Consider the following 26,237-nt stretch of genomic DNA (forward strand, 5'->3'; position numbering starts at 1 on the left):
AAAACAGCATATACTCTTTATTAAAATTTACTTTATGTTCCTCTTCTTTTTTCAAAGAAGCCGCATCTATATAATTAATTCTTCTTCTAATTCTCAACTTTTACTATAGCCATTTTGCCGTTATATGGTTTAGTTCCTTTCGCTTCTAATGCTTTGGTTGCCTCTTGTAAACCATCATACTTTTCATAATAGATATAGTATTTACTTGTGGCTACATTGTAAAAGAAATTTACATCTGAACGTCCTGAAGCAACCGCTTTAGTCAAGAACTCATCACGTTTCTCTACACTGTTATGCACCGCAATAATTAAATAATAACCACTATCAGAATTTTTAATATTCTTAATAATCTGCATATTTGACTGCTCTTCACCAAAATCAAAATCATTTGCCGTCAATGGGGTACTGCTTAATTTAGTCGTTTCTTTAATACGTTTAAGAGCAGCAATGTCCTGCGCATATCTTCCTTGATCATTCTCGTAAGCCGCACGTTTAATTCTACGTTTACGCTCAATTTCTGTCTCTGTTTTAATACGCTCTAAGTCGGCTAATAATGCGGCGCCTTCTTTTTCCATTCTTAATTGAGCCGCTTTCAGTTCGTTTATCTTATCCAGATACGCTTTGTTTAACGGATCGTTTTTAGGGAATTTTTTAAGTCTCTCGTTATAAAGATTAGTCAGCTTATTGATTTCATTTTTCATGCTGTTATTTGCTTCAGCAATCTGTAATTTTAAAGCTTCAATCTGACTGTTTTCTGCCGCAACACTTTTGAAAGGTTTTGGCTCTCTATAAATTCCTTTTTCACTTAAATCATTCTCTTCTTTTAAATCACTTAAGTCTTTTTGTTTATTAGCAACAGTTGCTGTGAATTGTGCTAATAAATCATTTTGTGTTTTACTTGTATCATCAATAGATTTCGTCAAATCATCAATTGCTTTAGCAGTAGCATCTTTAGCTGAAGCTGCAAGAGCAGCTGCTTCTGCATCGGCTTTCGCTTTTTCTGCTGCTAATTTTGCCTGACGATCTTCTTCTTCTCTAAGTCTTCTTGTTTCTTCTTCCGCTTTTAATTTCTCTGTAGCTTCTGCATCAGCTTTCGCTTTTGCATCGGCAAGAAGTTTTGCTTGAAGAGCAGCCATATCTGCTTTCGCTTTTGCATCAGCGGCAAGTTTAGCTTCTAATGCTTCAGCATCTGCTTTTGCTTTGGCATCGGCTGCTAATTTAGCTTGACGCGCTTCTTCATCAAGTTTCGCTTTAGCTTCTGCGGCTTGTTGTGCCTTTAATGCTTCTGCATCTGCTTTTGCTTTGGCATCCGCAGCAAGTTTAGCTTGTAATGCTTCTGCGTCAGCTTTTGCTTTTGCGTCGGCAGCTAATTTAGCCTGACGTGCTTCTTCTTCAACTTTTGCTTTAGCTTCAGCAGCTTGTTGTGCTTTTAATGCTTCAGCATCCGCTTTTGCTTTTGCATCGGCCGCTAATTTAGCCTGACGCGCTTCTTCCTCTTCTTGTAATTTTTTCGCTTCTGCATCTGCTTTCGCTTTTGCTGTAGCTTCTGCGTCTGCTTTAACTTTTGCATCAGCCAATAATTTTGCTTGAAGAGCAGCCATATCTGCTTTTGCTTTAGCATCAGCGGCAAGTTTAGCTTCTAATGCTTCCGCATCCGCTTTTGCTTTGGCATCTGCAGCTAATTTAGCTTGACGTGCTTCTTCTTCAACTTTTGCTTTAGCTTCTGCGGCTTGTTGTGCCTTTAATGCTTCTGCATCTGCTTTTGCTTTGGCATCCGCAGCAAGTTTAGCTTGTAATGCTTCTGCGTCAGCTTTTGCTTTTGCGTCAGCAGCTAATTTAGCTTGACGTGCTTCTTCTTCAACTTTTGCTTTAGCTTCAGCAGCTTGTTGTGCTTTTAATGCTTCTGCATCTGCTTTCGCTTTTGCTTCTGCAGCAAGTTTAGCTTGTAACGCTTCGGCGTCAGCTTTTGCTTTCGCATCTGCAGCTAATTTAGCTTGACGTGCCTCTTCCGCTTCTTGTAATTTTTTCGCTTCTGCTTCTGCTTTTGCTTTTGCAGTTGCTTCAGCATCGGCTTTAACTCTGGCGTCAGCAATTAGTTTTGCTTGTAGAGCTTCCATATCTGCTTTTGCTTTTGCATCTGCAGCCAATCTAGCTTTTTCAGCTTCTGCATCGGCTTTTGCCGCAGCTTCTGCCGCTAGTCTTGCTTGTTGTGCTTCGGCTTCCGCTTTTGCTTTATTATCTGCTTCTAATTTTGCTTTTGCTGCAGCTTCGGCATCGGCTTTCGCTTTTGCATCTGCAACAAGTTTCGCTTGAAGTGCTTCAGCATCTGCTTTCGCTTTTGCTTCTGCAGCTAATTGTGCTTGACGAGCATCTTCTGCTTGTTTCAATTTTAATGCTTCCGCATCGGCTTTTGCTTTTGCTTCAGCAGCAATTAGAGCTTGTCTTGCCTCTTCATCTGCTTTTGCTTTTGCATCGGCAGCTAATTTTTCTTTAAGAGCAGCTTCTTCTGCAGCTTTTGCTTTTGCATCTGCTGCAGCTTTTGCCTTATTAGCAGCATCAATAGATGCTTTAGTTTTTGCTTCAGCTGCGGCTTTTGCTTTTGCTTCTGCAGCTAATCTAGCTTGTAATGCATCTGAGTCTGCTTTCGCTTTTGCATCGGCAGCAAGAATTGACTGCATATCTGCAGCTTCTGCTTTCGCTTTTGCATCGGCTTTACGTTTTGCTTCAGCAGCTTCTGCTTTCGCTTTATTATCTTCAATTAATTTTAATCTTGCGGCCTCAGCATCTGCCTTAGCTTTTTCTGCTGCTGCCAGTCTAGCTTGTCTTGCAGCTTCGGCATCAGCTTTTACTTTTTCAGCAGCGGCTAACCTTGCTTTAGCAGCAGCTTCTGCATCTGCTTTTGCTTTATCTGCAGCTAATTGTGCAGCTGTTTTTTGCGGAGCGGCTACTGGTTTTGCAGCGGCAGCTTTTGCTTTCTCAGCAGCTTCAGCATCGGCTTTTGCTTTTGCATCTGCAGCTAATTTTAATTTCATTGCTTCCGCGTCTGCCTTAGCTTTATCAGCTGCAAGTTGTGCCTGTGTTTTTTGCGGAGTTGCAACAGCAGCTTTCGCTTTTGCGGCAGCTTCAGCATCAGCTTTTGCTTTTGCGTCTGCAGCTAATTTTAATTTCATTGCTTCTGCATCAGCCTTCGCTTTGTCAGCTGCAAGTTGTGCTTGTGTTTTTTGTGCTGCAGTTGCTCCTGGCTTGTTTGCAGCGGCTTGTGCTCTTGCAGCGGCAGCAGCATCCACTCTAGCTTTATTATCTGCAGCTAATTTTATTCTACGTTCTTCTGCATCTGCTCTTGCTTTATCAGCAGCCAATTGTGCAGCAGTTTTTTGTGTTGCAGCAACTGCTCTATTTGCTGTGGCTGTTTGTGCTCTCGCAGCAGCAGCAGCATCGGCTTTTGCTTTTGCATCTGCCGCTAATTTTATCTTAATAGCTTCAGCATCTGCTTTAGCTTTGTTGTCAGCTTCTAATTTTGCTTTTGCAGCAGCTTCGGCATCTGCCTTAACTTTCTCTGCAGCGGCAAGTCTGGCTTGTTTTGCTTCAGCATCGGCTTTTGCTTTTGCTTCGGCTGCCAGTCTATTCTTTTCAGCAATCTCAGTTCTGTTAACTTGAGTTGCTTCTGATTTTGGTTTTGCAGGTACTGGCTTTGGTTTAGATGGATCAATCAATGATCCTTCATCATCATCTCCGTAATAATAATTTCTGTTTTTGAATTTATAGGCAATGGCAAATTCGTGTGATCCGCCTAGGTTTGAGAAATTGCCCATTCCTCTTTCGTAGTTATATTCAATAGCAATGCTTGGAGAAATATTAACCCCAAGTCCCGCTGAAACTCCATATAAAGTGTTGTAACCTGCTTGTGCCCAAACTCCTTGTTGAAGAGTCAGCATACCAAGTCCGGAAATAACTGTTTTGTCTTTTTTAATCTCTGTTTTTAAAATACCTGAAAATTTACTTCTGTCAAAAAATCCATAGCTGTCAATGTACCCAGTGTACATTGCATGAAGTTCAATTGCTCTTTCTGGATCATCTTTAACCATTCCGGACCCAAAATTGTAAAGCACTAAATTGTTGATCGACAATCCGAAATCTAGAAAAGTTGTACCATAGTTAATACCTGGATTTACGGTAAGAAGTGTACTTTTAGGAAATTCTCCAGTTAGAATATCTGAATCGTCTGAGATAATTTTTCCTGTATTTAAACCGCTTTGGTAAGCACCAACATTTAAACCAAAAGTCAAATTACTGTCTTCTTGAAGAACAATGTTGTGCGCAAAATTGACAACACCTCCAAAAAGAGTCATTAATCCATAATTTTGTTGAAATAATGCAACTGCAAAAGCATCATTTTCTTTGATACGCCCAGAATAATTGGCAATATAAGTCTGTGGAGCATCATCAAACTGAACCCATTGTCTCTTATTATAAAAACTTATATATGGATTTGTTTCTCGAACAAAACTGAATGTTGGGTTAATTAAATATCTATTAAACTTTAAAGAATTTCTGATAGGTAATGAAAACGAAACAACTCCATCCTCAGAAGCATTTTGAGAATAGAGTACATTTGAAAAACCGTAAAATAAAGTGATGAATAGTAAAATTTTCTTCATATTATTTTATCACAGTTATTGATCCTTTTTTTTCACCTGTGTCGCCTTTAATGACATAGTAATAAACGGGATTTACATTTTTAAAATCTATATTGTTTTGAGGCCAATCGCCTTGATAATTCACTACATCGAGAACCTTATCTCCGTTTGAACTAATAATAATTACACTGGTAGAAGCATTCTTATATTCATCTGGAATATTCCAATACGGATTCATCCCGCTCAACTTTATGATATTTGGAATAACTGTTGACGGTCCGGAATCACCATTAATTTTAAATGAAAACTCTCTGTTTGCAATACAACCAGAGGCTTGAGAAATTTTTACTTTGTAATTACCTTTTACGGATATCACATATGAACTTCCTGTTTCTCCAGCAATTAAATTGTTGTTTATGTACCATTCGAAAGTAGCATTTGTAGCATCTGTTGTAACATTAACCGTTAATGTTTCACCTTCACTTAGTTTATATCCATCTTGAGCATCTATGCTTGCTTCAAATCCGTTGCTTTGAAGATTAATACTTCCTGTAGCTTTACATCCTCCAAAATCTACTTCGACAGTATAAACTCCAGATTCATTTGTTGAATACGTACGATTTGTTGCACCTGCTATAACTACTCCGTCTTTTTTCCAAACATAACTATTTCCTGAAGTTGCTGTTAAAACCGTTCCTGTACCGCTGGCACAAAATGGGTTACCTAAGCTTGAATCGATAGTAACAGCAGAACCGCTGCTTGAAGAAGTGACATTGACACGATTAGAACTAAAGTTTACATCAGAACATTGTCCGTAATCAATCTCTGCATAATATTTTCCTGTACTGTTTACAACTATCTCTTTAGAACTTTGTCCTGCTATTAGAACATCGTCTTTATACCATTTGTATTTGATATTAGCGATACTGGCAGGAGAAGGTGATTCTGAACTAATAGAAAGTGTTAAATTACCGCCAGAACAAATCATAGCAACATCACTTTTGTTATTAATAAAGAAAGGACCTTCGAATTGTTTAAAATAAGCAGGAAAAGAAGTATTTCCCAAAGAATTTTTAAATCTCGTACTAGTAACTCCAGTTGAACTTTTCACTCTTAAACTGTAGATGTCAGAACCAACTAAATCTGTTGGCACTGCGTATTTAATTGTTTTTTGAGTAGCAGAAACATCGATTGTCTGTAGCAGTGTCGTAGCAATAGGAGAAGTAAAATTTCCCGCAGCGTCTGAAAGCTCAACTACAAAAGTAGTACCTGCGGGAAAATCTATATAACTAAAACTAGCATAAAATTCATTAAACGAATTTCCAGCACAAAGCTTTTCTAAACCATCAAATGTTTGAGGCACTATAGTTTGCGCATAAGAATTCGATTTAGCAAAGAACAAAATGCTAAATAAAAGTAAAAATTTAGTAAAAGATAAAGTAATTTTTTGAATCATATAGTGCGTGTTCTTGCTAAGTCTATACGCTCAAAAAACAAAATATCAATGAATGTTTCAGAAAAATCATACTTGTAGTTTTCAATTATATCTTTTGCAAGAATTGAAGTTGCTGTAAGCGATGAATTTTCCTGACATTCGTCAGATACAGTATTTGGTTCAGCTACTATAGTAAGGCTGTCCTTGGGGTTGGACATCCCTACTATAAACTGATTAAATTTATCTGAATTGCTGTTTTCAATTACAGCATTAGTACTGTTTTGGTTAACATTACCTAAAGTTAATGTGCACTCAGAACCAGCAGCCTTTGTAGGTTTTTCTGCTGTATTCTGTGCATATAGAGTTAACGAAATAGGCGAAACCAAAAATATTATATATAAAAAATATTTTTTCGTAGATACCATTATGTTTTGATCTTTATTTGGGTCCGTTAGAGACGATACATAAATTGTGTCTGGGGACTTTATTAATAAAATTTACGCGTGGAAATAAAAATCGAAATCTATTTATCTATTGCCGCTTGAAGCCGTGATTTTTCCTAGTTGTAATCTGAAATCTGGTTTTTTAGGGTTTGCGATATCAATGAATGTTTCATTGTTACTGCTTTGAGAATAAACGTTAAAAAACACGCTATTTCCATACCAGCTCTCTAAATCTTCATTATTAGAATTGTACTCTGTAAAGATGTTTCCGTTACATAAGTTGAAGTACATTTCTTCAAATTTGATTTTTTTAAGATTAGCATCGTTGATTTCAATTTTACTGTCTAATAAAACAGCAGGATTGAAACCAGAGATTACACTACGCTTTAATTCAAGAGAAGCAGCTTCTGCAACATATACACATTCTTTTACTAACCCTGCTTGAATATCAGCTTTGATATTTTCACTGTCATTAAGCATAGTAATATTTGTAGCAGCTACGAGAGTTTGTTTTTTTGTAAAGTCTGTTTCGTTCTTTTTCTCATAAGATTTCACCTCCATACAACGAGATCCGTCTTTGTTACTTGATAAGTAAGAAGATCTAACTGCTAAAGAGTTGAATAAACGACATTGTACACCTTGTGTAAATTTAAAGTCGTCGTTGATAGATTTATAAGAAACTAATTTAGAAGCATTAACATCACCACCGAAGAAAGCAAATGAATCACCTCCAGAGTAGCTTACCATTACATTGTCAATAATCGTTTTGTTTCCAACACCTGCAATAGTTAAACCGTTAAATGTATCTAAACCTTTTACTTTTTTACCAGCAAACTCGATTCTAACAAATCTTAAAATTCCAGAGTTTGAAGCTACGTTGTCTCCACCGTAAGTAGTAAGAGTTGGGTCAAGATCAAGGTTGTAAGAACCTACATTTCCAAATTTATTAATTGGAGCATCACCAAGAATTACAAGTCCACCCCAGTCTCCAGCTTTTTTCATGCTGCGGTTTGAAGTAAATACAATTGGATCTGTTTCTAAACCGTCTGCAACAATTTGTGCACCTTTTGTAACTACCAATGTTCCTTTTGTTTCGAAATCACCAATAATTAAAGTTCCTGGTTCAATAGTTAAAACAGCATTGTTTGTAACATATACGTTTCCTTGCAAAACGTAGATATTTCTTTTCAGCAATTTAGTATTAACAGAAATATTTCCTGCTAAAATTTGGTTTGCTTCTCCATAGTCCACTTTGTTAGGCTTAAATTCAGTCCAATTGTTTAACCAATTGTTGTAGCCCATAATTCCTTTCTCTTGTTGAGCACTCATACTCGTAACTGTCAAAAGAACGCAGATTAATTGAGTAATTTTTTTCATGATAAGGGGGGTATTACGGTTAATAATAAATTTGGGTATGCGTAAATGAAAAAACTCCTCTCGAGTTTTCCGAAATTATCAGAACCCTCGAGAATGAGTTTTTTTTTATTTTGTTTCTCAAGAATGTTCAAATAGATTTCATCCATCTACGTAAACATTTCGAAAAAGGTTTTAAAAAAAAATATCTTTATTACATTTCGTTCAAATCGTTGAACTCGTGTAATGATTTCAATGTACTTTCGTAGAACAAGATTGCAGCGATTAGATTTCCTTTATCAGAGTAAGGCATCATTTTTCTTTGGAATTCTACTGTAGTATCCAAAAATGTTGATGTACCAACTGCCTGAGCATCTAAAACTTTTTTGTGTTCGTTATCGTCTGGAATACCAAGATCGGCCATAGTAACTCCAGGTTTTGTAACCAAAGCAATGTAAGGAAGGGTTTTTACAAGAACCTTGATACGCTCAATGTATAATTCCAAAAGTTCTCCTTTTTGCATACCGCTCAATTCTTTTTGATCATGGTATTTACGAATAAGAGCTGTTGTACTAATAATACTTCTTGGTGCGTTTTTTGCCTGTGCCGAAACGGCTGCAGTAGTTAAGATAAAAAGTGCACTTAACAGAGTAATTTTCCCTTTCATAGATTCTTATTTATAATTGGTTGTTGATAAAAACAAAAATATATAAATTAACTTAAATTACAACTCTAATGATTTTTTTTTTCAAAAAAAAACCTTAAAAAAACCTTAAAAACCAGTGTTATGTCGAGAAAATGTGCGTTTTAACGTGCTTTTTGTTAAATTTGTTAAAATCTAAACCGTAAGATAATCGCTATAAAAAAAACGAATCCTTTCTTTTAAATAATAAAAAAATACTTACGTTTCGCGTTTTTTGAAAAAAAATATTAACAAAAAAATCTTGATATCTGCTCAGGTTGAGACATTTATTAACAAAATAATGTCGAAAGTCATCCGAAAAAAATCGAAAAATGAGTTTGTAATTTCAAAATTATAACTACGAAATAATCTTATCTGTAAAATTTTTGACTACATCATTTTCTTCTATCTTTGCTCCATGCAATTTTCTCAAATTTTAGGTCAAGATTACATCAAAAGCCACTTGATAAAAAGTGCTGCTTCTGGTAGAATCCCGCATGCACAATTATTCGTTGGTCCAGAAGGAAGCGGCACATTAATCACTGCCATTGCTTATGCCCAGTACATTTTATGCAGTAATACAGGCGACGAAAATTCAAACGGAAACGATTCTTGTAATCTTAAGTTTGAAAACATTTCACATCCAGATCTGCATTTTATTTATCCAACCGTTACTACCGAAGATGTAAAAACCAAACCCAAAAGTTTAGATTTTATACAAGACTGGCGCAGTTTCATTCAAGAAATGCCCTACGGAGGTTTGTTCGACTGGTACAAAATTTTGGGTGTTCAAAACAAACAAGGTGAAATTCGTGTAGAAGATGCGCAGGAAGTGTTAAAATCACTTGCTTTGAAATCTTATGAAGGCGGTTATAAAATCATGATTATCTGGATGGCCGATAAAATGAATATCGCCGCTTCTAATAAACTTTTGAAACTTTTAGAAGAACCTTCAGATAAAACCATGTTTATTCTGATTTCTGAAAATGAAGAAGATATTATTCAAACCATTCGTTCTCGTTGCCAAGTAATTCACTTTAATGGACTTCCAGAAAAAGTCATAGCCGAAGCTTTGGTTGCACAAGAAAGTATAGATCCGAATTTAGCTAAAAAAATTGCGCATCAAGCGCAGGGTAATTTTAGCAAAGCGCTCCATTTATTGAAAGAGGATGATGACGAATTTCCATTTGAACAATGGTTTGTAAATTGGGTTCGAGCTGCTTTTAGAGCAAAAGGAAATGCGGCAGCCATTCAGGATTTAATTTCATGGAGCGAGCAAATCGCTGCGCTTGGACGCGAAAGCCAGAAAAAATTCATACAATATTGTATCGAAATGTTCCGACAAGCTCTAATGTTAAATTATCAAGCGCCGAGTTTAGTTTACATAGAACCTAAAGTTGATAAATTTAAACTCGAAAATTTTGCGCCTTTTGTAAATGGAAACAACATTCACGAAATTTTTAAAGAACTTTCAGATGCCATGTACCATATTGAAAGAAACGGAAATGCAAAAATAATTCTAACTGATTTATCGATCAAACTAACACGTTTAATTCATAAAAAATAGATTTCAAATGAACAATGTTGCTTCAATCTTACTTTTGGCATTTTTAGCCTTAACTTTTTTACAATCGGGCTACGAAAAAATTTTTTATTGGAATGATAATGTAACTTGGCTTAAAGAACATTTTGCCAAAACACCACTAAAAAATCAAGTACCGCTCGCTCTTTTACACTTACTGATATTAGAATTAATTTCGGGAATTTTATGTGTTGTCGGAGGTATTCAATTACTAACAAATAACGGAAGAGAATTTGGTTTTTACGGAGCTATATTTTCATGTATTTGTCTCTTAATGATGCTTTTCGGACAAAGACTGGCAAAAGATTACGATGGCGCGAGAACCATTGTTATATATTTTATACCAGCTGTAATGGCAGTTTATTGGTTGAATTAACAACCTTAAATATTTTAAAGTTAGCCATAGATTTCACAAATTCTAACAGATTTTAATCTGTTTAATCTGTGGCAAAAAAAGTCCAATTATTGGGCATCCAAACAAAATTTTATTATTAAAAAAATGAATCCAAAACATCCTTCAGAATCTCTAACTATTTTAACTGATTTAGTTTTACCGAGCGAAACTAATCCTTTAAACAATCTTTTTGGCGGCGAGTTATTAGCCCGAATGGATCGCGCTGCAAGTATTGCTGCCCGCAGACATTCACGTCGAATTGTAGTTACGGCTTCTGTAAATCACGTTGCTTTTAACAGAGCTATTTCGCTTGGAAGCGTTGTAACGGTAGAAGCAAAAGTTTCAAGATCATTCAAAAGTTCTATGGAAGTTTTTATTGATGTGTGGGTAGAAGACCGCGAATCTGGAAACAGAACAAAAGCAAATGAAGCAATTTATACTTTCGTTGCTGTAGACGACACTGGACGACCAGTTGAAGTACCTGCGATTGTACCTGAAACCGATCTAGAAATACAACGTTTTGACGCAGCGCTTCGTCGTAAACAGCTGAGTTTACTACTTGCCGGAAAGATAAAACCATCTGATGCAACAGAATTAAAGGCTTTATTTTTATAGTACAATTTGTGCAAATTTGATACAATTTGGGACAATTAACTTCAAAAAAAAGAACTAATTTTACCAAATTACAAGTCACAAATAAAAACCAGGAAGTTATTTGCTCTTTTTGATTTTTGTTTGAAAGAAAATAACAATTTAGACACTTAATAAAAAGATGAGTTCAGACAAAGAAGCCAAATTAAAAGCGTTACAATTAACGCTTGACAAACTTGACAAAACCTACGGAAAAGGAACCGTAATGAAAATGGGCGACAGAGCCATTGTGGAGGTAGAAACGATTTCTTCTGGTTCACTTGGCGTTGATTTAGCTCTTGGAGTGAATGGTTATCCTAAAGGAAGAATTATTGAAATATACGGACCAGAATCTTCTGGTAAAACTACTTTGACGCTTCATGCTATTGCAGAAGCTCAAAAAGCTGGAGGTATTGCTGCTTTTATCGATGCGGAACATGCTTTTGATAGAAACTATGCAGAAAAACTAAATGTTGATATCGAGAATTTAATTATTTCTCAGCCGGACAATGGTGAACAGGCTTTGGAAATTGCAGAGAACTTAATTCGTTCTGGAGCAATTGATATTGTCGTAATTGACTCGGTTGCAGCGTTGACTCCAAAAAGCGAAATCGAAGGTGAAATGGGAGATTCTAAAATGGGTCTTCATGCTCGTTTAATGTCTCAGGCTTTGAGAAAACTTACTGGAACTATCAGCAAAACAAATTGTACTGTTTTCTTTATCAACCAGCTTCGTGAAAAAATTGGTGTAATGTTCGGAAATCCAGAAACTACAACTGGAGGTAACGCACTTAAATTTTACGCTTCTGTACGCTTAGATATTCGTCGTTCTGCACAAATCAAAGACGGTGAAAATGTAATTGGAAACAGAACTAAAGTTAAAATTGTTAAAAATAAAGTTGCCCCGCCTTTTAAAACTGCCGAATTTGACATTATGTATGGAGAAGGAGTTTCTAAAACAGGAGAAATTTTAGATTTAGCTGTAGAATTTGACATCGTTAAAAAGGCAGGATCTTGGTTCAGCTACGGCGATACAAAATTAGGACAAGGTCGTGATGCTGTTAAAACTTTAATTAAAGATAATCCAGAACTTGCTGACGAACTTGAAGTTAAAATTAAAGAACATATTAAAGAATTAGCAAATGCTTAATCTCATATAAGTCAAAAAATGACTAATCTAAATCCTGATAGACTATAAAATCTGTCAGGATTTTTTATTCAAATAAAAATAAAAACTTGACGCAACCTTTTCGACAAAAGTGCATCTATTAAAAAAAGCAGGGTTTCCAAATTGGTAAGCCATATATCAATTTGAGGCTTTTTTAGAATTTAAATTGGTTGGTTATTTGAATTAAAACCCGTTAGTAATTCATACTAACGGGTTTTATCAAATTTTTTTTACTTTTTTTTCCAATTTTGACGCAACCATTTTTATTTTTCTCTATCTATAATAATGTGACATTAACTTGAGTTATTAATTTAAACTCTTTATTATCAACCATTAATATTTTTAACCATGAAAGAAAAAATAGAATTGTTGTACAATAAAAACCGAAGAAAAACCAAATTGAAATTTAAAAAAGTATTGCGTTTTATTTCTGAAAAAATAATTCATAGATAACTTTTGAATAAAAATGGGGGGTTTTTAATTCAAAAACAAAAGCCGATAGATTTAAGAAATCTATCGGCTTTTATATTTATTTGGTCTTCTGGAAATCAACCAAACCATCGTAAATTATATTTCGAACCTGATCTTTAAGTTCTTTCCTATGATCAATGGTCAAATTTTTTGTTTCTATAAAAGGAAGAACTTTAACTCTCATTCTGCCAGGACTTCCGCTTAAAAAAGTATACGAAAAACGTTCTTTATTATCGGCAAAAACTATTGGAACAATCGGAATTTGATGATCTATTGCTAGTCTGAAAGCCCCGTCTTTAAATTCATCAAGCAAAATACTTTCATCGTCTGGGACGCCGCCTTCTGGAAATATACAAATACTCAAACCTTGATTTAAACGGCTTTGAGCTCTTTTAAAAACTTCATTTTTACTTCTTGAAGAACTTCTGTCAACCAAAATGCAGGTCCTTTTATAGAAAAATCCGAAAAGCGGAATCTTCACAAGCTCTTTTTTCCCAACAAAAACAAACGGATTTTTAATTATGGCCAGCATAAGCATTATATCTGTCATTGAGGTATGATTGGCCACAATCATATAACTTTTGCCTTTAATGAGCTTCTGTTCGCGTTTTACGGTATAGTAAAAACCCATTCCGAAAAGGATAAATTTCGCCCAAATACGAGCCATTTTAAAAAAATAGGGATAACCTTTCTCTGAGATAATAGAAATCAGTAAAAACGGCAGCATAATCAAAATCGGAATGGCCATTAAAATGTAAAACCAAACGCGCCATAAAACCCAAAAAATAATCTTTAATCCTTTCATGGTTTCAAAAGTAAGAAAAACAGAAGCGAATTTTACAAAAAGAATTATTAATGCCACCGCAAAATATCTTTTAACGCAAAGACCGCAAAGAGTTTTCGCAAAGATTTAGAAGTTCTTTTGCTTTGCAATCAGTTCACAAAGCTATTGTTGTAAATTATTCGCTACTCTTCTGACACCGTTTTTTAAAAGACTTTCGCTAAAATTAATGAGAAGGCCGAGTTTAAAATTTCCAAGTTTTAAATACGTTAATGTTTGAGCCAAATGATTAACGGTGAGTGATTCCACACTTTTTATTTCTATTAATAATTTGTTTTCCACAAGCAAATCAATGCGGTATCCACAATCCAGCTTAACTTCTTCAAAAACTACTGGCAAAGCTTTCTCTTTTTCGACAAGAAGACCTTTTTGTTTAATCTTATAAAGCAAACATTCCTTATACACATTTTCTAATAAACCTGGTCCAAGTTTTTTATGAATTTCAATAGCTAACCCAATTACAATATTTGATATTTCGTTTTCTGTCATAATCTAAAAAAAATCAAAATTATAAATATTTTCTTATAATTTAATTGAATGGTTTTAATTCAGACTACTTTACAGAAGATAAAGCTTAGTGAACTTATTGCAAAGCAATATCTCAAAGAAATTAACTTGTTTCCTTTGCGAAAACCCTTTGCGCGCTCTGCGTTAAAATGACTCACAAAAAAAACAAAAACATTGCTATAAACCTTTGCACACTTTGCGGTTAAAAAAAACATCACGACATTTGCATTTCAGAAAAAATCTAGAATGGCAAAAATACTTACGGGTGTTCAAAGTACAGGAACACCGCATTTAGGAAATTTATTAGGAGCAATTATTCCAGCAATCGAATTGTCAAACAATCCGGATAACGAATCTTTTTTGTTTATTGCTGATTTACATTCGATTACTCAGATTAAAGACGGAAAAACTTTAAGAGAAAACACCTACAGCACAGCTGCGGCTTGGCTTGCATGTGGTTTAAATCCCGAAAAAGTGACGTTCTACAGACAATCTGATGTGGTGCAGACTACTGAATTGACTTGGTATTTAAGCTGTTTTTTCCCTTTCCAAAGATTGACTTTAGCACATTCTTTCAAAGATAAAGCGGATCGTTTAGACGATGTTAACGCTGGACTTTTTACGTATCCAATGTTAATGGCGGCAGATATTTTATTGTATGATGCTGAATTTGTTCCAGTTGGAAAAGATCAACTGCAGCATTTAGAAATTACTCGTGATGTTGCTTCTCGTTTTAATCATCAAATGGGCGAAACTTTTGTAATTCCTGAAGCTAAAATTCAAGAAAACATTATGTTGATTCCTGGAACAAACGGAGGAAAAATGAGTAAATCTGCCAATAATATTATTAATATTTTCTTGGACGACAAAGCGTTACGCAAACAGGTAATGAGTATCGAAACAGACAGTACACCGCTTGAAGATCCGAAAAATCCAGATACTTGTAATGCTTTTGCAATTTATTCTTTGTTAGCAAATGAAGATCAGATTGCCGAAATGAGAGCAAATTATTTAGGCGGAAATTATGGTTACGGTCACGCGAAACAAGCTTTGTTTGAATTGATTACAGAGAAATTCAAAACTGAAAGAGAAAAATACAATTACTACATCAATAACCTTGAAGAGGTAGATGCTCTATTGAAAAAAGGTGCAGCAAAAGCTTCTGTTGTTGCCGATGGTGTTTTAGCAAAAGTTCGCGAAGTACTTGGTTTCACAAAATAAAATTTAAGTTTCATAAATTAAAACGTTGATCAAGTTTCAAAACTGGTCAACGTTTTTTTTGTAAAATATCTGAATATTTTTTTGTAACTTCATCTATATTAATCTTTTAAATAATAAAAAGATGAATAAATATATTGAAGATTATGATGTGCCGCCCTATTTATTTCAAATCTTAAATATCCTATTTGGGTTATTACTGATTTTTATACTTTACAAATTGTACAAACACTTTAAAAATAAAAAATAAGATTTTCTGCGTTAAATTGACTCAAAAAGTTTTCCAGGAAGTGGTCGTATTAAGCCCTTAAGTTCCATATTAATTAGAATTCCAGACATTTTATAAATTGGAAAATCACATTTAACAGCAATAATGTCCAGCAATTCTTTTCCGTTTTTTTGAAGAAAATCATAGATCTTCTGTTCGTCAGGTTCTAGTTCTATAAATAGCTCTTTCTGAATACTTTTTGATTTTTCTTTAATATCCCAATTCAACATATAAATCAAATCGGCTGCATCTGTTAACAGATTAGCTTTCTGAGTTTTAATTAAATTATTACAGCCTTGACTGTATTTGTCTGTAACTCTTCCAGGTACAGCAAATACATCGCGATTATATTCATTGGCCATATTTGCCGTTATTAAAGAACCTCCCTTGTCTGCAGATTCGATTACAATTGTTGCTTCGGTCATTCCAGCTACAATTCGATTTCGGCGTACAAATTTCTCTTTATCAGGATTAGAATCGCTCCAAAATTCAGTTATAAAGCCGCCGTTCTCCTCCATTTTTGCCATGTACTTTTTATGCGTTCTGGGGTAGATTTGATTTAAACCATGAGCCAAAACTCCAATCGTTTGCAAATTATAATCCATCGCGGCTTGATGTGCAACAATATCAACACCATAAGCAAATCCGCTGACGATTATAGGGTCTAAGGGCGCCAAATCTTCGATCAGTTTTTTACAAAATTCAGTTCCATACGAAGTAATCTGCCGAGTACCGACAATGCTGATTATTTTCTTGTTTTTAAGATCAATATTCCCAGCTGTAAAAATTAAAATTGGCGCATCAATACAATGCTTTAATCTTTCGGGATAGCTTTCATCTTTAAAGCAAGAAATCTGAATATTGTTCTTTTGTATGAATTCTAATTCTTTTTGAGCCTTTTCAAAAACACTTTTATCTTTTAAGTTCTTCAATAAAACCGTTCCAATTCCGTCAACTGCTGCTAGTTGATTGTTTTTTGCATTAAAAATAGCTTGAGCACTACCAAATGAATGGAGCAGCTTTTTACCCATTATATCACCCACTCCATCAACCTTTAGCAGGGCTAATAAATAAAACAATTCTTGATCGGTCATCTTTTAAAACATTATGTAAAATAGAAAAATAATTTTACTTTTTAGGAGGCGCAAATATCATTAAAACAAAGTAATTTCTTAATAAATTTTAAAATTAAAATCTATTTACTTTTTGTACTAAGCCAAAACATTGAGCTAAATATTTGAAAACGAATTGTCTAAAAATAATTGTGAATTGTTAATAAAAATTGTGAATAAAATTTTGATAACTATAAGCGATGCATAACTTTGTTACTATGAAAATCGAAGTATATATCTCGCAGTTATTGTATCGTTATCAGTGTGTAACGGTTCCAGGATTTGGTGCATTTTTAACCGAAATTCATTCGGCTCAGCTGAATGAGAGCACTAATTCGTTTTTTCCTCCAAAAAAAACCATTTCTTTCAACAGCCGTATCAAAAATAATGACGGATTGCTGGCAAATCATATTGCTCAAGCTGAAAAAACATCTTATGGTTTTGCAGTTAGCGCAATTGCTTTTGAGGTTTTAAATTGGAAAAAAACTTTAGATGAAAATGGTGTTATTCTTTTAAAAAACATTGGAGAGCTTCGTTTAAATTCTGAAGGGAATATTGTTTTCAGACCAAACGATCAAACTAACTATTTGGCTACTTCTTTCGGATTAAGTCCTTTTGTTTCTCCAGTTGTGAAAAAAGAAATTTTCGAGAAAAAAATCGAAAAGATTGCGGCAAAAGAAAAAGACGCTGTTTTGTTATATGAAAACGAAGAACAGACTAAATCTTCAAATTCATTCTTAAGATATGCTGCTATTCTAGTTTTAGGACTTGGAATTACAGGAAGCATCGGTTATCCATTGTACCAAAACCAAATTGATAACCAAACCCTTTTGGTAGAAAAATCGGTTCAGAAAAAAGTACAAGACAAAATTCAAGAAGCAACATTTTTTATCAAAAGTCCGCTTCCAGCTGTTACGCTTTCTGTAGATTCTGCTAAAGTTGAAACTGTTGAGCCAACAATGCCATACCACATTATGGCCGGTGCTTTTAGAAGCGAACAAAATGCTAGAAAAGCTTATAATCAATTAATTAAAGATGGTTTTAAAGCTAGAATGCTAAAAGAAAATAAGCACGGTTTGTTTCCGGTTTTATACGGAAGTTATGCTACAATGAAAGAAGCTGAAGTAGCTCAGAAAGAAATACAAAAAGGCGAAAATCCACAAGCCTGGATCTTGGTCGAAAACTTATAATTTTAAAAATCCTGTTCTTTTGAACGGGATTTTTTTTGTCCTATTCTGTTGTTTTAAAAAATTTGACTGGCACTTTTTGAAGATTCCTTCGAATAAATTCGTCCCGTAAAAATTTAAAACAAAATGAATAAAATCTTCAAAACCCTAGTATTCTTATTATTGCTTAATTCGCAGTCATTTTTTGCACAGCAAATTCAAAGTAACAATGCTCAAAATTTAGAGCTAAAAAAAACAGAAGCTGAAACGCAAAAAATCTTAAAAGAAAATTATAAAAGATTGGATGACAAAATTGAACAGCTGAAGAAGGAGCAGAAAGAACTGGAAAGCAAAAAGAAAAACCTTTCGAAATCTGAAAACAATTTGAAATCGACGAAGGAAAAAATCAGCAAACTTGAACTTGCTAATCAGAAAATTGAAAACAAGATTACAACATCTTCAATTTCTGATGAAGAAATTCAAAAGCAGAGAATCAAAACTAAAGAAAATGAGGTCAACATTCAGAAGCTTAAACTGACTCAAATTACTCAGGAAAAAGAACTTGAAAAAGTGATTTCAGCAATCTAATTAAAAAGCCTAATTCGTTATGAATTAGGCTTTTTTAATGTTTATCGTGAAACAATTTTTGCATCTTGTGATAGAATTTTTTTCTCGGCTTGATATACAATTAACGCCGCAGGCGCCGAATTTTTTTCGCCCAAAACGATAAAATGACATTCATATCTAAAATCACCTTTTTTAAATTCGTAATGATGATTCCCTCCTGTTCCATCGGCAAAGAAAACTCCATTTTCAATTACTAAATCTGGCTTGTCTGTCATTTTTTGTTTGATTGACCAAGAAGCGTAGCGATATTTGCCATTTCCTAAATCATCGATTCTGATTCGAAATTTTGACGTTTCTAAAACCGCAACAGGTTGTTTGAAATCTGAAATCGAACTGTTTACATTTTTTTTCTGAGAAGCAATCAGCGAATTTTTTAATTTTTTCTCTGCTTCTGACTGGTAATTTATGCTGATGATTTTTCCATCAGTATCAATCCACAAATCTCCTTGATTCAGCATAATTCCTCTCCAGCCCATTTCCGACCAATCTTTTGCAGGATCTGATTTGCTAATTTTTTCAACTAAAATCGGGTCGAAAATTTGATCGTATTTTTTAACAAAATCTGTTTTATTTTTTATCGCTGGAATTGGATAATCTCTTTTTAATGGAAATTTTATCCGATTTGAAACGGCAGTTTTATTACCGCTTTTTACTTCTGAAATAAATTTTGAAACAAATTTTTGGTATTCAGGTTTCAAATCCTGTGCGCTCATGCTTAAAGCACAAAACATAAAATAAATTAAAAACAATCTGACTATTTTCATATCAAAATAATTTAATGCGTTATAAATAAGTATTTTGAAAAACGAAAATGATGTTTCACGTGGGACCTCTAGAAAATCAATTAATACTGGCTTTGAACATTTTTAGTTCATCCCAGCTAAATTCATCTCCATGTTTTTCTTTCAAACCGCTTAGAGATTCTTCTTGATAAAACTCAAACGCTTCTCTCAAAGCCAAAATTTTATCATAAGGCAAAACTTCGTTAATGTCAATTTTCTTCGCTTGAATAAGTCTTATCAAGTGTCCTTCTATAGTTTGAACATTCAATTTACGCATTCTTGCGATATCTTCAACGGAATTTTTCTCCAGCCACAAATCGTACGTTTCTTCTACTGTTGTCTTTTTAGCCGTTTTAAGCTCATTTTTATCTGCTTTAGCTGGTTTGTATCGAACAACTGGTTCTTCGGTTCTAAAAATGTCTGTATTTGTTATTTTAAGCTCATCACGAATCCTTTCGGCTTTATTGCTTTTATAATTTCTAATAAATGGAGATGAAAGCTTTTCTTTGGAGATTGCTTCACCAGAAACCATAACTTCGATCAACAATTTTGCTTTCAATAATCTCAAAACTGCTTTTGTCTGCAGATCTTCTAAAAAATGAAGCTCTTCATAAAACTCTTTTACTTTTTTAAATTTTTGGATTTCAGCAATTTTATAAATCAAGTCATCGACTAATTTGTCCATTGGTTTGAAAAAATAATCATAGGCCGCTTCTACCCTTTCTTTCACAAAAAATAAATCAACCGTTTCTTTGCTGAAAATTTTATTCAGCTGAATGATGAATTTCTGCGAAGGCTCTAAAAGCTGTTCGATTGTGTCTAGACGCTTATGTGCCCAAACGGTATGCTTTGATTTTTCTGAACCTGCCGCATTTTCGTTATAACTAAAACGATGATTTCGCCACTCCTGCGCGAGTTCTGTCCAATTAAAACTGTTTATCAAATAGTTATGAATAAAATTCTTGGTTTCAAAATGCAGTGAGTTTTTTAAAACTTCTTCTGTTGCTTTGTTCAAAGCATAATCCATCACATCTTGATCGTTCGAAATGCCATTCATCTGCATCGGAGAAAGCAAAATAAGCCCGTTTAACGAACGCAAACGCGAAAGTGCAACATAGGCTTGTCCCGGCAGAAAAACTTGCGATACATCGAGCGCAGCTTTGTCGAAAGTTAAACCTTGACTTTTGTGAACCGTAATCGCCCAAGCAAGTTTGATGGGATAATGCGCAAATGTGCCCAAAACTTCTTCTTCGATTTCTTTTGTCTGTTCGTTGACTTTGTACCGAATATTTTTCCATTCGTACTTTTCCACTTCAAGTGTCATATTCTCTTCTGGAAAATGAACAAAGATTTCCTCGTCTGAAAGTGATTTGATTACACCCATTTTTCCGTTGAAATATCTTTTTTCGAAAGACAAATCATTCTTAACGAACATGATTTGTGCTCCGACTTTCAATTTTAATTCTTCTTCGACTGGGAAAATCTTTTCTGGAAAATCGCCCACAACAAACGGCGTGTATATATACTCTTTACCATGTAAATCATTGATTGACTGTGAGTTAATAGAATCTGCCTTAGCGTTATGCGTTGTAAGCGTTATGTAGCCTTTGTTTTCCTTGAAATCAAAATCGGGCTTAACATATTGATTTAGAACCGCAACGTCTTCTGGTGTAATCTGGTTATTTCGCAGATTATTCAAAACCGAAATAAAAATATCGTCTGTCTGGCGATAAATTTTAGACAACTCGATATAAATCGGCGGATTGAGCTGCAGCACATGCGAATGAAAAAAGAATTTTCCTCGATAGTAATTTTTCAAAGTTCTCCACTCTTCATCGCGAATAACCGGCGGTAACTGTAATAAATCTCCAATAAATAAAACTTGAACACCTCCAAAAGCTTGGCTGTTTCGTCGCACAGACTGCATCATAAAATCGACTGCATCCAATAAATCTGCGCGAAGCATACTGACTTCATCAATTATCAGAAGCTCCATATTTCGAATTACATTTCTTTTGACGTTATTCATCTTAAAATGACGGCGAAGCGATTCTTTATTTTCAAACTTAACAGTGTCTGTAAATTGCGCATTCCCCTCGTAAGACGGAATAAAGGCTGAAAAAGGAAGTTGAAACATCGAGTGAATTGTTACTCCACCTGCATTCAAGGCAGCGATTCCTGTTGGGGCAACTACTACCGTATTTTTGTGGGTTGTGGCAATAATTTCGCGTAAAAGCGTAGTTTTTCCTGTTCCTGCTTTACCAGTAAGGAAAATAGATTTTTGCGTCTGATTGATGAATTGTAAAGTGTAAGCTGCCGCTTCTGAAACGTTTTGCATTGGGCTTGTATTAAAAAATAAAATTACCGCATTTTTATAAAAAGAAAAAACCTAAATCTTAGTGGATTTAGGTTTTCAGTAATTTAGTTAGTTTGGTAGTTTTATTTTTTTGCTTCGCCTTCTTTAGCTTCAGCTGCTGGTTTTGCATCTGTTTTTGGCTCTGCTTTATATTTATCATTTAATGCTTTAATAATATCTTTTGTAATATCATATTTATCTTCAGCATACAAAATACTTGCAGCATCTCCAGTTCCGTAGATGTAAGAATAACCGTTTTTCTTTCCGTAATCTTTGATGAATTTTTTAACTCCACTAACAAGAGAATCCATTTCTACACCACTTTCTTGTTGTAATTGTTGTGCTAGTGCTTGTTGAGCATATCCTAGTTGCTGCTCTCTTTTTTGCAATTCAGCACCTCTTTGCTGTGCCCATGCTTGACCATTAGCCTGCGCTTGACTTTGAAAATTAGCAGCGTCTTGTTTAAAACGTGAAATTTCAGCTTGTAATTGTCTTCCTTTTTCTTCCGCTTGAGCTTTGTATTTTGCCTCTAAATCTTTTGCCTCAGTGTACTCTTTCATCAAAACCGAAGTATCCACGTAAGCTGTTTTTACTTCCTTTACCTCTGCTGTTTTATTACAAGAAACTGCGAAAACTGAAAGTGCGATAATAACTAATGCTTTTTTCATTTTTTTTAATTCTATTTTTTAAGTATTGAAGACAAAAATATAAAAAAATCAATAGCATCAGCATAAAGTTTAAAAAATGCGCAAATTTTATGATATTGTTTTTATTTATTGAAAAAATATTTACAATAAACTGACACTATTAGAATAAAATCGCATTTTTTACGACTTTTTTTAATCTAAAAAAGCCATCTCACCCATCGAGGGTAAAAATAGCTTTATAAAATCTTATTTATTTTTCAACACGTAAATGTGTGATGAAAATTCATTTGTTTTTTGAGCTTTCCAATTTGATTTCAAACCAATAAAAAAAGCTTTGATATAATTCATTTTTCCTGTTTTGTATTTTTCTGATAAAAGACTCACGTAAAATGAATCAAACTTCATTGGAAGTATTTTTTCTAATTTAATATCTACCCTTTCAAAAAGCAGCTGAATTGATTTTTTTGAAAAATGCCAAAAGTGAATGGGCACATCATAAGCTGCCCAAAAAGTTTGATAATGATTTGCGTCAAACGATTTGTAATTTGGAACCGCAACAATTAATGTTCCAGTTGGTTTTAGTAAACGTTTCAATTCTTTAATTTGAACTTCTAAATTTGGCACGTGTTCTAAAACATGCCACATTGTAATCACATCTAAAGAATTATTTTCTAAACTGCTCATTTCTTCCACAAATGAAATTCCTTTTTGTTTGGCAATATTCTTTGCTCTTTCGCTTGGTTCAACTCCAATTGTTTCCCAGCCATTATTTTTTGCTGTTAAAAGAAAATCTCCAGTTCCAGCTCCAATATCCAGAAGTTTACCTTTTTTAGGCTGTTCACTATTAATTAAATTCAATTTGTTTTGAAGTGCAATATTTTTTACAAAATGATAAGCTTTTTCAAATAATGAACGTTTGTTATCTGTATGCGAAATATAATCTTCGCTTTCGTAGTATTTTCCTAAATTTTGAAGTTCGGGTTGTGGAGAAGTAATTAGCATATCTAATTCTTCATCGTAATACAAATCAAAAATTTCTTTTGAAACAGAATGGTCTTTTACAGTTAGAAAGTGTTTTTTGTTTAAAACGTTCATTTTTAAATTTTATAGATATTGGGTTTAATTTATAGCAAATCCTAAAAACGAAATTTTATCGCTTTTAGGATTTTTAGTTTTTTTATTTTATTCTTTTAAATTCTTTTCGTTCTCACGAGATTTAATATTCAACATAATTGCAAATCTTATTTTGCAGAAGTTTTAGAAAATATTATACTCGAAAATATGTCTTTTTCAGATTGTGAAACGATAAATTAGATTATTTATTTTGTAAAAGGTTTCACGTGGAACATTTCACATTTTAGATTTATAATACAACTTAAACTAAAATCTAAAATCAACAATCTGAAATCTAAAATTAGACTACCTTCCCATATAAATCAAAAGTACGGAAATATCACTTGGTGATACCCCGCTTATTCTTGAAGCTTGAGAAATTGTCACAGGACGTATCTTACTTAATTTTTGTTTTGCTTCAATTGACATTGATTTAATTTTATTGTAATCGAAATTCTCTGGAATCTTTACTTCTTCTAAACGATTTAGTTTATCAGCATTATTTCTTTCTTTCTCAATATAACCAGAATATTTTACTTGAATAACTGCTTGCTCCACAATTTCTTCATCCAAATCATTTTCTTGAATATATGATGCGACTTTTTCAAATTTCACCATGTCCTCTAATTCAACTTGTGGACGAGAGAAAATTTTAAACATTTTATCTCCTTGTGTAATTGGAGCAGATTCTTTTGCCTCCAAAATTGGATTTGTTTCTGCAACACTAACACTCGTTTCTTTGAAGAATGAAACCATCTTTTCAGATTCGTTTAATTTCTGTTCCATTCTACGTAAACGATCGTCAGAAGCTAAACCAATTTCGTATGACATTGGAGTCAATCTGAAATCGGCATTATCTTGACGCAACAATGTTCTATATTCTGCTCTCGATGTAAACATACGATATGGTTCTTCAGTACCTTTAGTAATTAAGTCATCAATTAGAACTCCAATATACGCTTCATCACGTTTTAAAATCAACGGATCTTTTTCGTGCACTTTTAAATGCGCATTTATTCCAGCCATCAAACCTTGAGAAGCTGCTTCTTCATATCCAGTTGTTCCATTTATTTGTCCAGCAAAATATAATCCCTCTACCAACTTTGTTTCCAAAGTATGCTTTAATTGTGTCGGCGGAAAGAAATCATATTCGATAGCATAACCAGGTCTAAAGAATTTTACATTCTCAAAACCTGCTACAGAACGAAGCGCTTTAAACTGAATATCCTCAGGAAGCGAAGTTGAAAATCCGTTTACATAAACTTCACAAGTATTCCATCCTTCCGGCTCTACAAATAATTGATGACGTTCTTTATCTGCAAAACGATTTATCTTATCCTCAATCGATGGACAATATCTTGGACCTAAACTTTTGATTCTTCCGTTGAACATTGGGGAACGATCAAAACCTTCTCTTAAAATATCATGAACATCCAATGACGTATACGTCATGTAACAAGAACGCTGATGTGTTAATGGAGCTGTCACATCTGAATACGAAAATTTCGATGGCTTCGCATCTCCTTTTTCTTCATTCATTTTAGAATAATCCAAAGAACGCCCATCTACTCGAGGCGGCGTTCCTGTTTTCATTCTTCCAGCTTCAAAACCTGCTTTAATCAAATCCTCGGTAATTCCAGTTGCAGCACTTTCGCCTGCTCTTCCTCCACCGAATTGTTTTTCTCCAATATGAATCAAACCATTCAAAAAGGTACCATTTGTCAAAACAACAGATTTGGAACGAATCTCTACACCAAGTGAAGTTCTAATTCCTTTTATCTTTCCATTCTCAATAATCAGTCCTTTTACCATTTCTTGGTAGAAATCAAGATTTGGAGTTCCCTCCAACATCATTCTCCATTCCTCAGCAAAACGCATTCTATCACTTTGAACTCTCGGCGACCACATTGCAGGTCCTTTTGATTTATTCAACATCTTAAATTGAATTGCCGTTCTATCCGACACAATTCCTGAATATCCTCCAAGCGCATCAATTTCTCGAACGATCTGTCCTTTTGCAATTCCACCCATCGCAGGATTACAAGACATCTGTGCTATGTTCTGCAAACTCATTGTAACCAATAAAGTTTTAGATCCCAAATTTGCAGCCGCAGCCGCAGCTTCAGAACCAGCATGGCCTGCACCCACCACAATAACATCGTATTCTTCTAAAAACATTTTGTTTTATTATTCTCCAAAAACCGCTAACGCGGTTTTTAGAATTACATTTATATTTTTTTCTTGTTCCACGTGGAACGCATAGTTAATTTTCAATCTATAAAATTCCAAATTCCAAAACTGGAGTCTTCAAACTGGAGTCTTCAAACTGGAGTCTTCAAACTGGAGTTTTCAAACTGGAGTTTTCAAACTGGAGTTTTCAAACTGGAGTCTTCAAACCAGAATCTTCAAAGCAGAATCTTCAAAGCAGAATCTTCAAAGCAGAATCTTCAAACCAGAATCTTCAAACCAGAATCTTCAAACCAGAATCTTCAAACCAGAATCTTCAAACCAGAATATTCAAACCAGAATATTCAAACCAGAATATTCAAACCAGAATATTCAAACCAGAATCTTCAAACCAGAATCTTCAAACCAGAATCTTCAAACCAGAATCTTCAAACCAGAATCTTCAAAATAGAATCTTCAAAATAGAATCTTCAAAATAGAACTTTAAATCCAGACTTTCAAAATACAATCTTTAAAACGAAATGTTTCACGTGAACCATTTCCTAAACTTCCATTCTCTACTTCTAAAAACCTATCAAGAATCGTGTTCCACGTGGAACGATTTAATCTTTTATTAAT

General features: G+C 34.2%; 21 protein-coding genes. 8 read left to right on the top strand and 13 right to left on the bottom strand.

Annotated features, from left to right (window positions below; translation table 11 throughout):
• Positions 1-86: 86 nt before the first annotated feature.
• From EDB96_RS00720 to EDB96_RS00740, 5 genes are all read right to left on the bottom strand, one after another.
• Positions 87-4,658 carry a type IX secretion system membrane protein PorP/SprF gene (locus EDB96_RS00720; protein ID WP_134138769.1) on the bottom strand — a complete coding sequence of 1,524 codons (4,572 nt, stop codon included), beginning with the start codon at positions 4,656-4,658 and terminating at the stop codon, positions 87-89.
• A 1-nt stretch (position 4,659) separates the two neighbouring features.
• The gene (gene sprC / locus EDB96_RS00725) at positions 4,660-6,093 is read right to left on the bottom strand and encodes a gliding motility protein SprC (RefSeq protein WP_134138770.1); all 1,434 of its coding nucleotides are present in this window, start codon (positions 6,091-6,093) and stop codon (positions 4,660-4,662) included.
• Entirely contained in the window at positions 6,090-6,497 is a 408-nt protein-coding gene (locus EDB96_RS00730; RefSeq protein ID WP_057115431.1) for a hypothetical protein, read from the bottom strand. Before EDB96_RS00730 ends, sprC begins: the two co-directional genes overlap by 4 nt.
• A 102-nt stretch (positions 6,498-6,599) precedes the next feature.
• Positions 6,600-7,892, bottom strand: coding sequence for a hypothetical protein (locus EDB96_RS00735; protein ID WP_057115432.1), 1,293 nt, complete (start codon positions 7,890-7,892; stop codon positions 6,600-6,602).
• Between the two features lie 190 nt (positions 7,893-8,082).
• Positions 8,083-8,535, bottom strand: a complete 453-nt coding sequence (locus tag EDB96_RS00740; RefSeq protein WP_057115433.1) for a hypothetical protein — start codon at positions 8,533-8,535, stop codon at positions 8,083-8,085.
• A gap of 433 nt (positions 8,536-8,968) precedes the next feature.
• Between EDB96_RS00740 and EDB96_RS00745 the strand changes: the two genes are divergently transcribed.
• The 4 genes from EDB96_RS00745 to recA all read left to right on the top strand — a co-directional run bounded on the left by EDB96_RS00745 (position 8,969) and on the right by recA (position 12,306).
• Positions 8,969-10,117 (top strand): ATP-binding protein, encoded by a 1,149-nt coding sequence (locus EDB96_RS00745; RefSeq protein ID WP_134138771.1) that lies wholly within the window; start codon positions 8,969-8,971, stop codon positions 10,115-10,117.
• Positions 10,118-10,124: 7 nt separating this feature from the next.
• Complete coding sequence (locus EDB96_RS00750; RefSeq protein ID WP_057115435.1) at positions 10,125-10,508, top strand: hypothetical protein; 384 nt, start codon at positions 10,125-10,127, stop codon at positions 10,506-10,508.
• Between the two features lie 123 nt (positions 10,509-10,631).
• Positions 10,632-11,141: an acyl-CoA thioesterase gene (locus tag EDB96_RS00755; RefSeq protein ID WP_134138772.1), complete on the top strand. Its 510-nt coding sequence runs from the start codon at positions 10,632-10,634 to the stop codon at positions 11,139-11,141.
• A gap of 157 nt (positions 11,142-11,298) precedes the next feature.
• The gene (gene recA, locus EDB96_RS00760) at positions 11,299-12,306 is read left to right on the top strand and encodes a recombinase RecA (protein WP_057115437.1); all 1,008 of its coding nucleotides are present in this window, start codon (positions 11,299-11,301) and stop codon (positions 12,304-12,306) included.
• A gap of 547 nt (positions 12,307-12,853) precedes the next feature.
• On the opposite strand, the gene EDB96_RS00765 is transcribed toward recA, so the two are convergent.
• Both EDB96_RS00765 and EDB96_RS00770 read right to left on the bottom strand, forming a co-directional pair.
• Positions 12,854-13,600 (bottom strand): lysophospholipid acyltransferase family protein, encoded by a 747-nt coding sequence (locus tag EDB96_RS00765; protein WP_057115438.1) that lies wholly within the window; start codon positions 13,598-13,600, stop codon positions 12,854-12,856.
• A gap of 141 nt (positions 13,601-13,741) precedes the next feature.
• Positions 13,742-14,125, bottom strand: a complete 384-nt coding sequence (locus EDB96_RS00770; protein WP_134138774.1) for a GxxExxY protein — start codon at positions 14,123-14,125, stop codon at positions 13,742-13,744.
• Between the two features lie 264 nt (positions 14,126-14,389).
• On the opposite strand from EDB96_RS00770, the gene trpS reads away from it, so the two are divergent.
• A complete protein-coding gene (gene trpS / locus EDB96_RS00775; RefSeq protein ID WP_134138775.1) occupies positions 14,390-15,364 on the top strand; it encodes a tryptophan--tRNA ligase in 975 nt (324 codons plus the stop codon).
• A gap of 258 nt (positions 15,365-15,622) precedes the next feature.
• Here trpS and dprA read toward each other — a convergent pair whose 3' ends face one another.
• Positions 15,623-16,723: a DNA-processing protein DprA gene (gene dprA, locus EDB96_RS00780; RefSeq protein WP_134138776.1), complete on the bottom strand. Its 1,101-nt coding sequence runs from the start codon at positions 16,721-16,723 to the stop codon at positions 15,623-15,625.
• Positions 16,724-16,959: 236 nt separating this feature from the next.
• Here dprA and EDB96_RS00785 point away from each other — a divergent pair, with 236 nt between their 5' ends.
• Together EDB96_RS00785 and EDB96_RS00790 are read left to right on the top strand one after the other, a co-directional pair.
• Positions 16,960-17,931, top strand: coding sequence for an SPOR domain-containing protein (locus EDB96_RS00785; RefSeq protein ID WP_057115442.1), 972 nt, complete (start codon positions 16,960-16,962; stop codon positions 17,929-17,931).
• 123 nt (positions 17,932-18,054) lie between these two features.
• On the top strand, positions 18,055-18,495 hold the full coding sequence (locus EDB96_RS00790) for a hypothetical protein (RefSeq protein ID WP_134138777.1): 441 nt from the start codon (positions 18,055-18,057) through the stop codon (positions 18,493-18,495).
• A 41-nt stretch (positions 18,496-18,536) separates the two neighbouring features.
• On the opposite strand, the gene EDB96_RS00795 is transcribed toward EDB96_RS00790, so the two are convergent.
• The 5 genes from EDB96_RS00795 to mnmG all read right to left on the bottom strand — a co-directional run bounded on the left by EDB96_RS00795 (position 18,537) and on the right by mnmG (position 25,610).
• A complete protein-coding gene (locus EDB96_RS00795; RefSeq protein ID WP_134138778.1) occupies positions 18,537-19,298 on the bottom strand; it encodes a hypothetical protein in 762 nt (253 codons plus the stop codon).
• A gap of 76 nt (positions 19,299-19,374) precedes the next feature.
• Positions 19,375-21,654, bottom strand: coding sequence for a helix-turn-helix domain-containing protein (locus EDB96_RS00800; protein ID WP_134138780.1), 2,280 nt, complete (start codon positions 21,652-21,654; stop codon positions 19,375-19,377).
• A 101-nt stretch (positions 21,655-21,755) separates the two neighbouring features.
• Positions 21,756-22,340, bottom strand: coding sequence for an OmpH family outer membrane protein (locus EDB96_RS00805; RefSeq protein ID WP_057115446.1), 585 nt, complete (start codon positions 22,338-22,340; stop codon positions 21,756-21,758).
• 225 nt (positions 22,341-22,565) lie between these two features.
• On the bottom strand, positions 22,566-23,414 hold the full coding sequence (locus EDB96_RS00810) for a class I SAM-dependent methyltransferase (protein WP_134138781.1): 849 nt from the start codon (positions 23,412-23,414) through the stop codon (positions 22,566-22,568).
• Positions 23,415-23,738: 324 nt separating this feature from the next.
• Positions 23,739-25,610: a tRNA uridine-5-carboxymethylaminomethyl(34) synthesis enzyme MnmG gene (gene mnmG, locus EDB96_RS00815; RefSeq protein WP_134138782.1), complete on the bottom strand. Its 1,872-nt coding sequence runs from the start codon at positions 25,608-25,610 to the stop codon at positions 23,739-23,741.
• A gap of 72 nt (positions 25,611-25,682) precedes the next feature.
• On the opposite strand from mnmG, the gene EDB96_RS00820 reads away from it, so the two are divergent.
• Positions 25,683-26,084 carry a hypothetical protein gene (locus EDB96_RS00820; protein WP_134138784.1) on the top strand — a complete coding sequence of 134 codons (402 nt, stop codon included), beginning with the start codon at positions 25,683-25,685 and terminating at the stop codon, positions 26,082-26,084.
• Positions 26,085-26,237: the final 153 nt, after the last annotated feature.

This window comes from Flavobacterium sp. S87F.05.LMB.W.Kidney.N, assembly GCF_004366435.1.
Lineage (GTDB): Bacteria > Bacteroidota > Bacteroidia > Flavobacteriales > Flavobacteriaceae > Flavobacterium.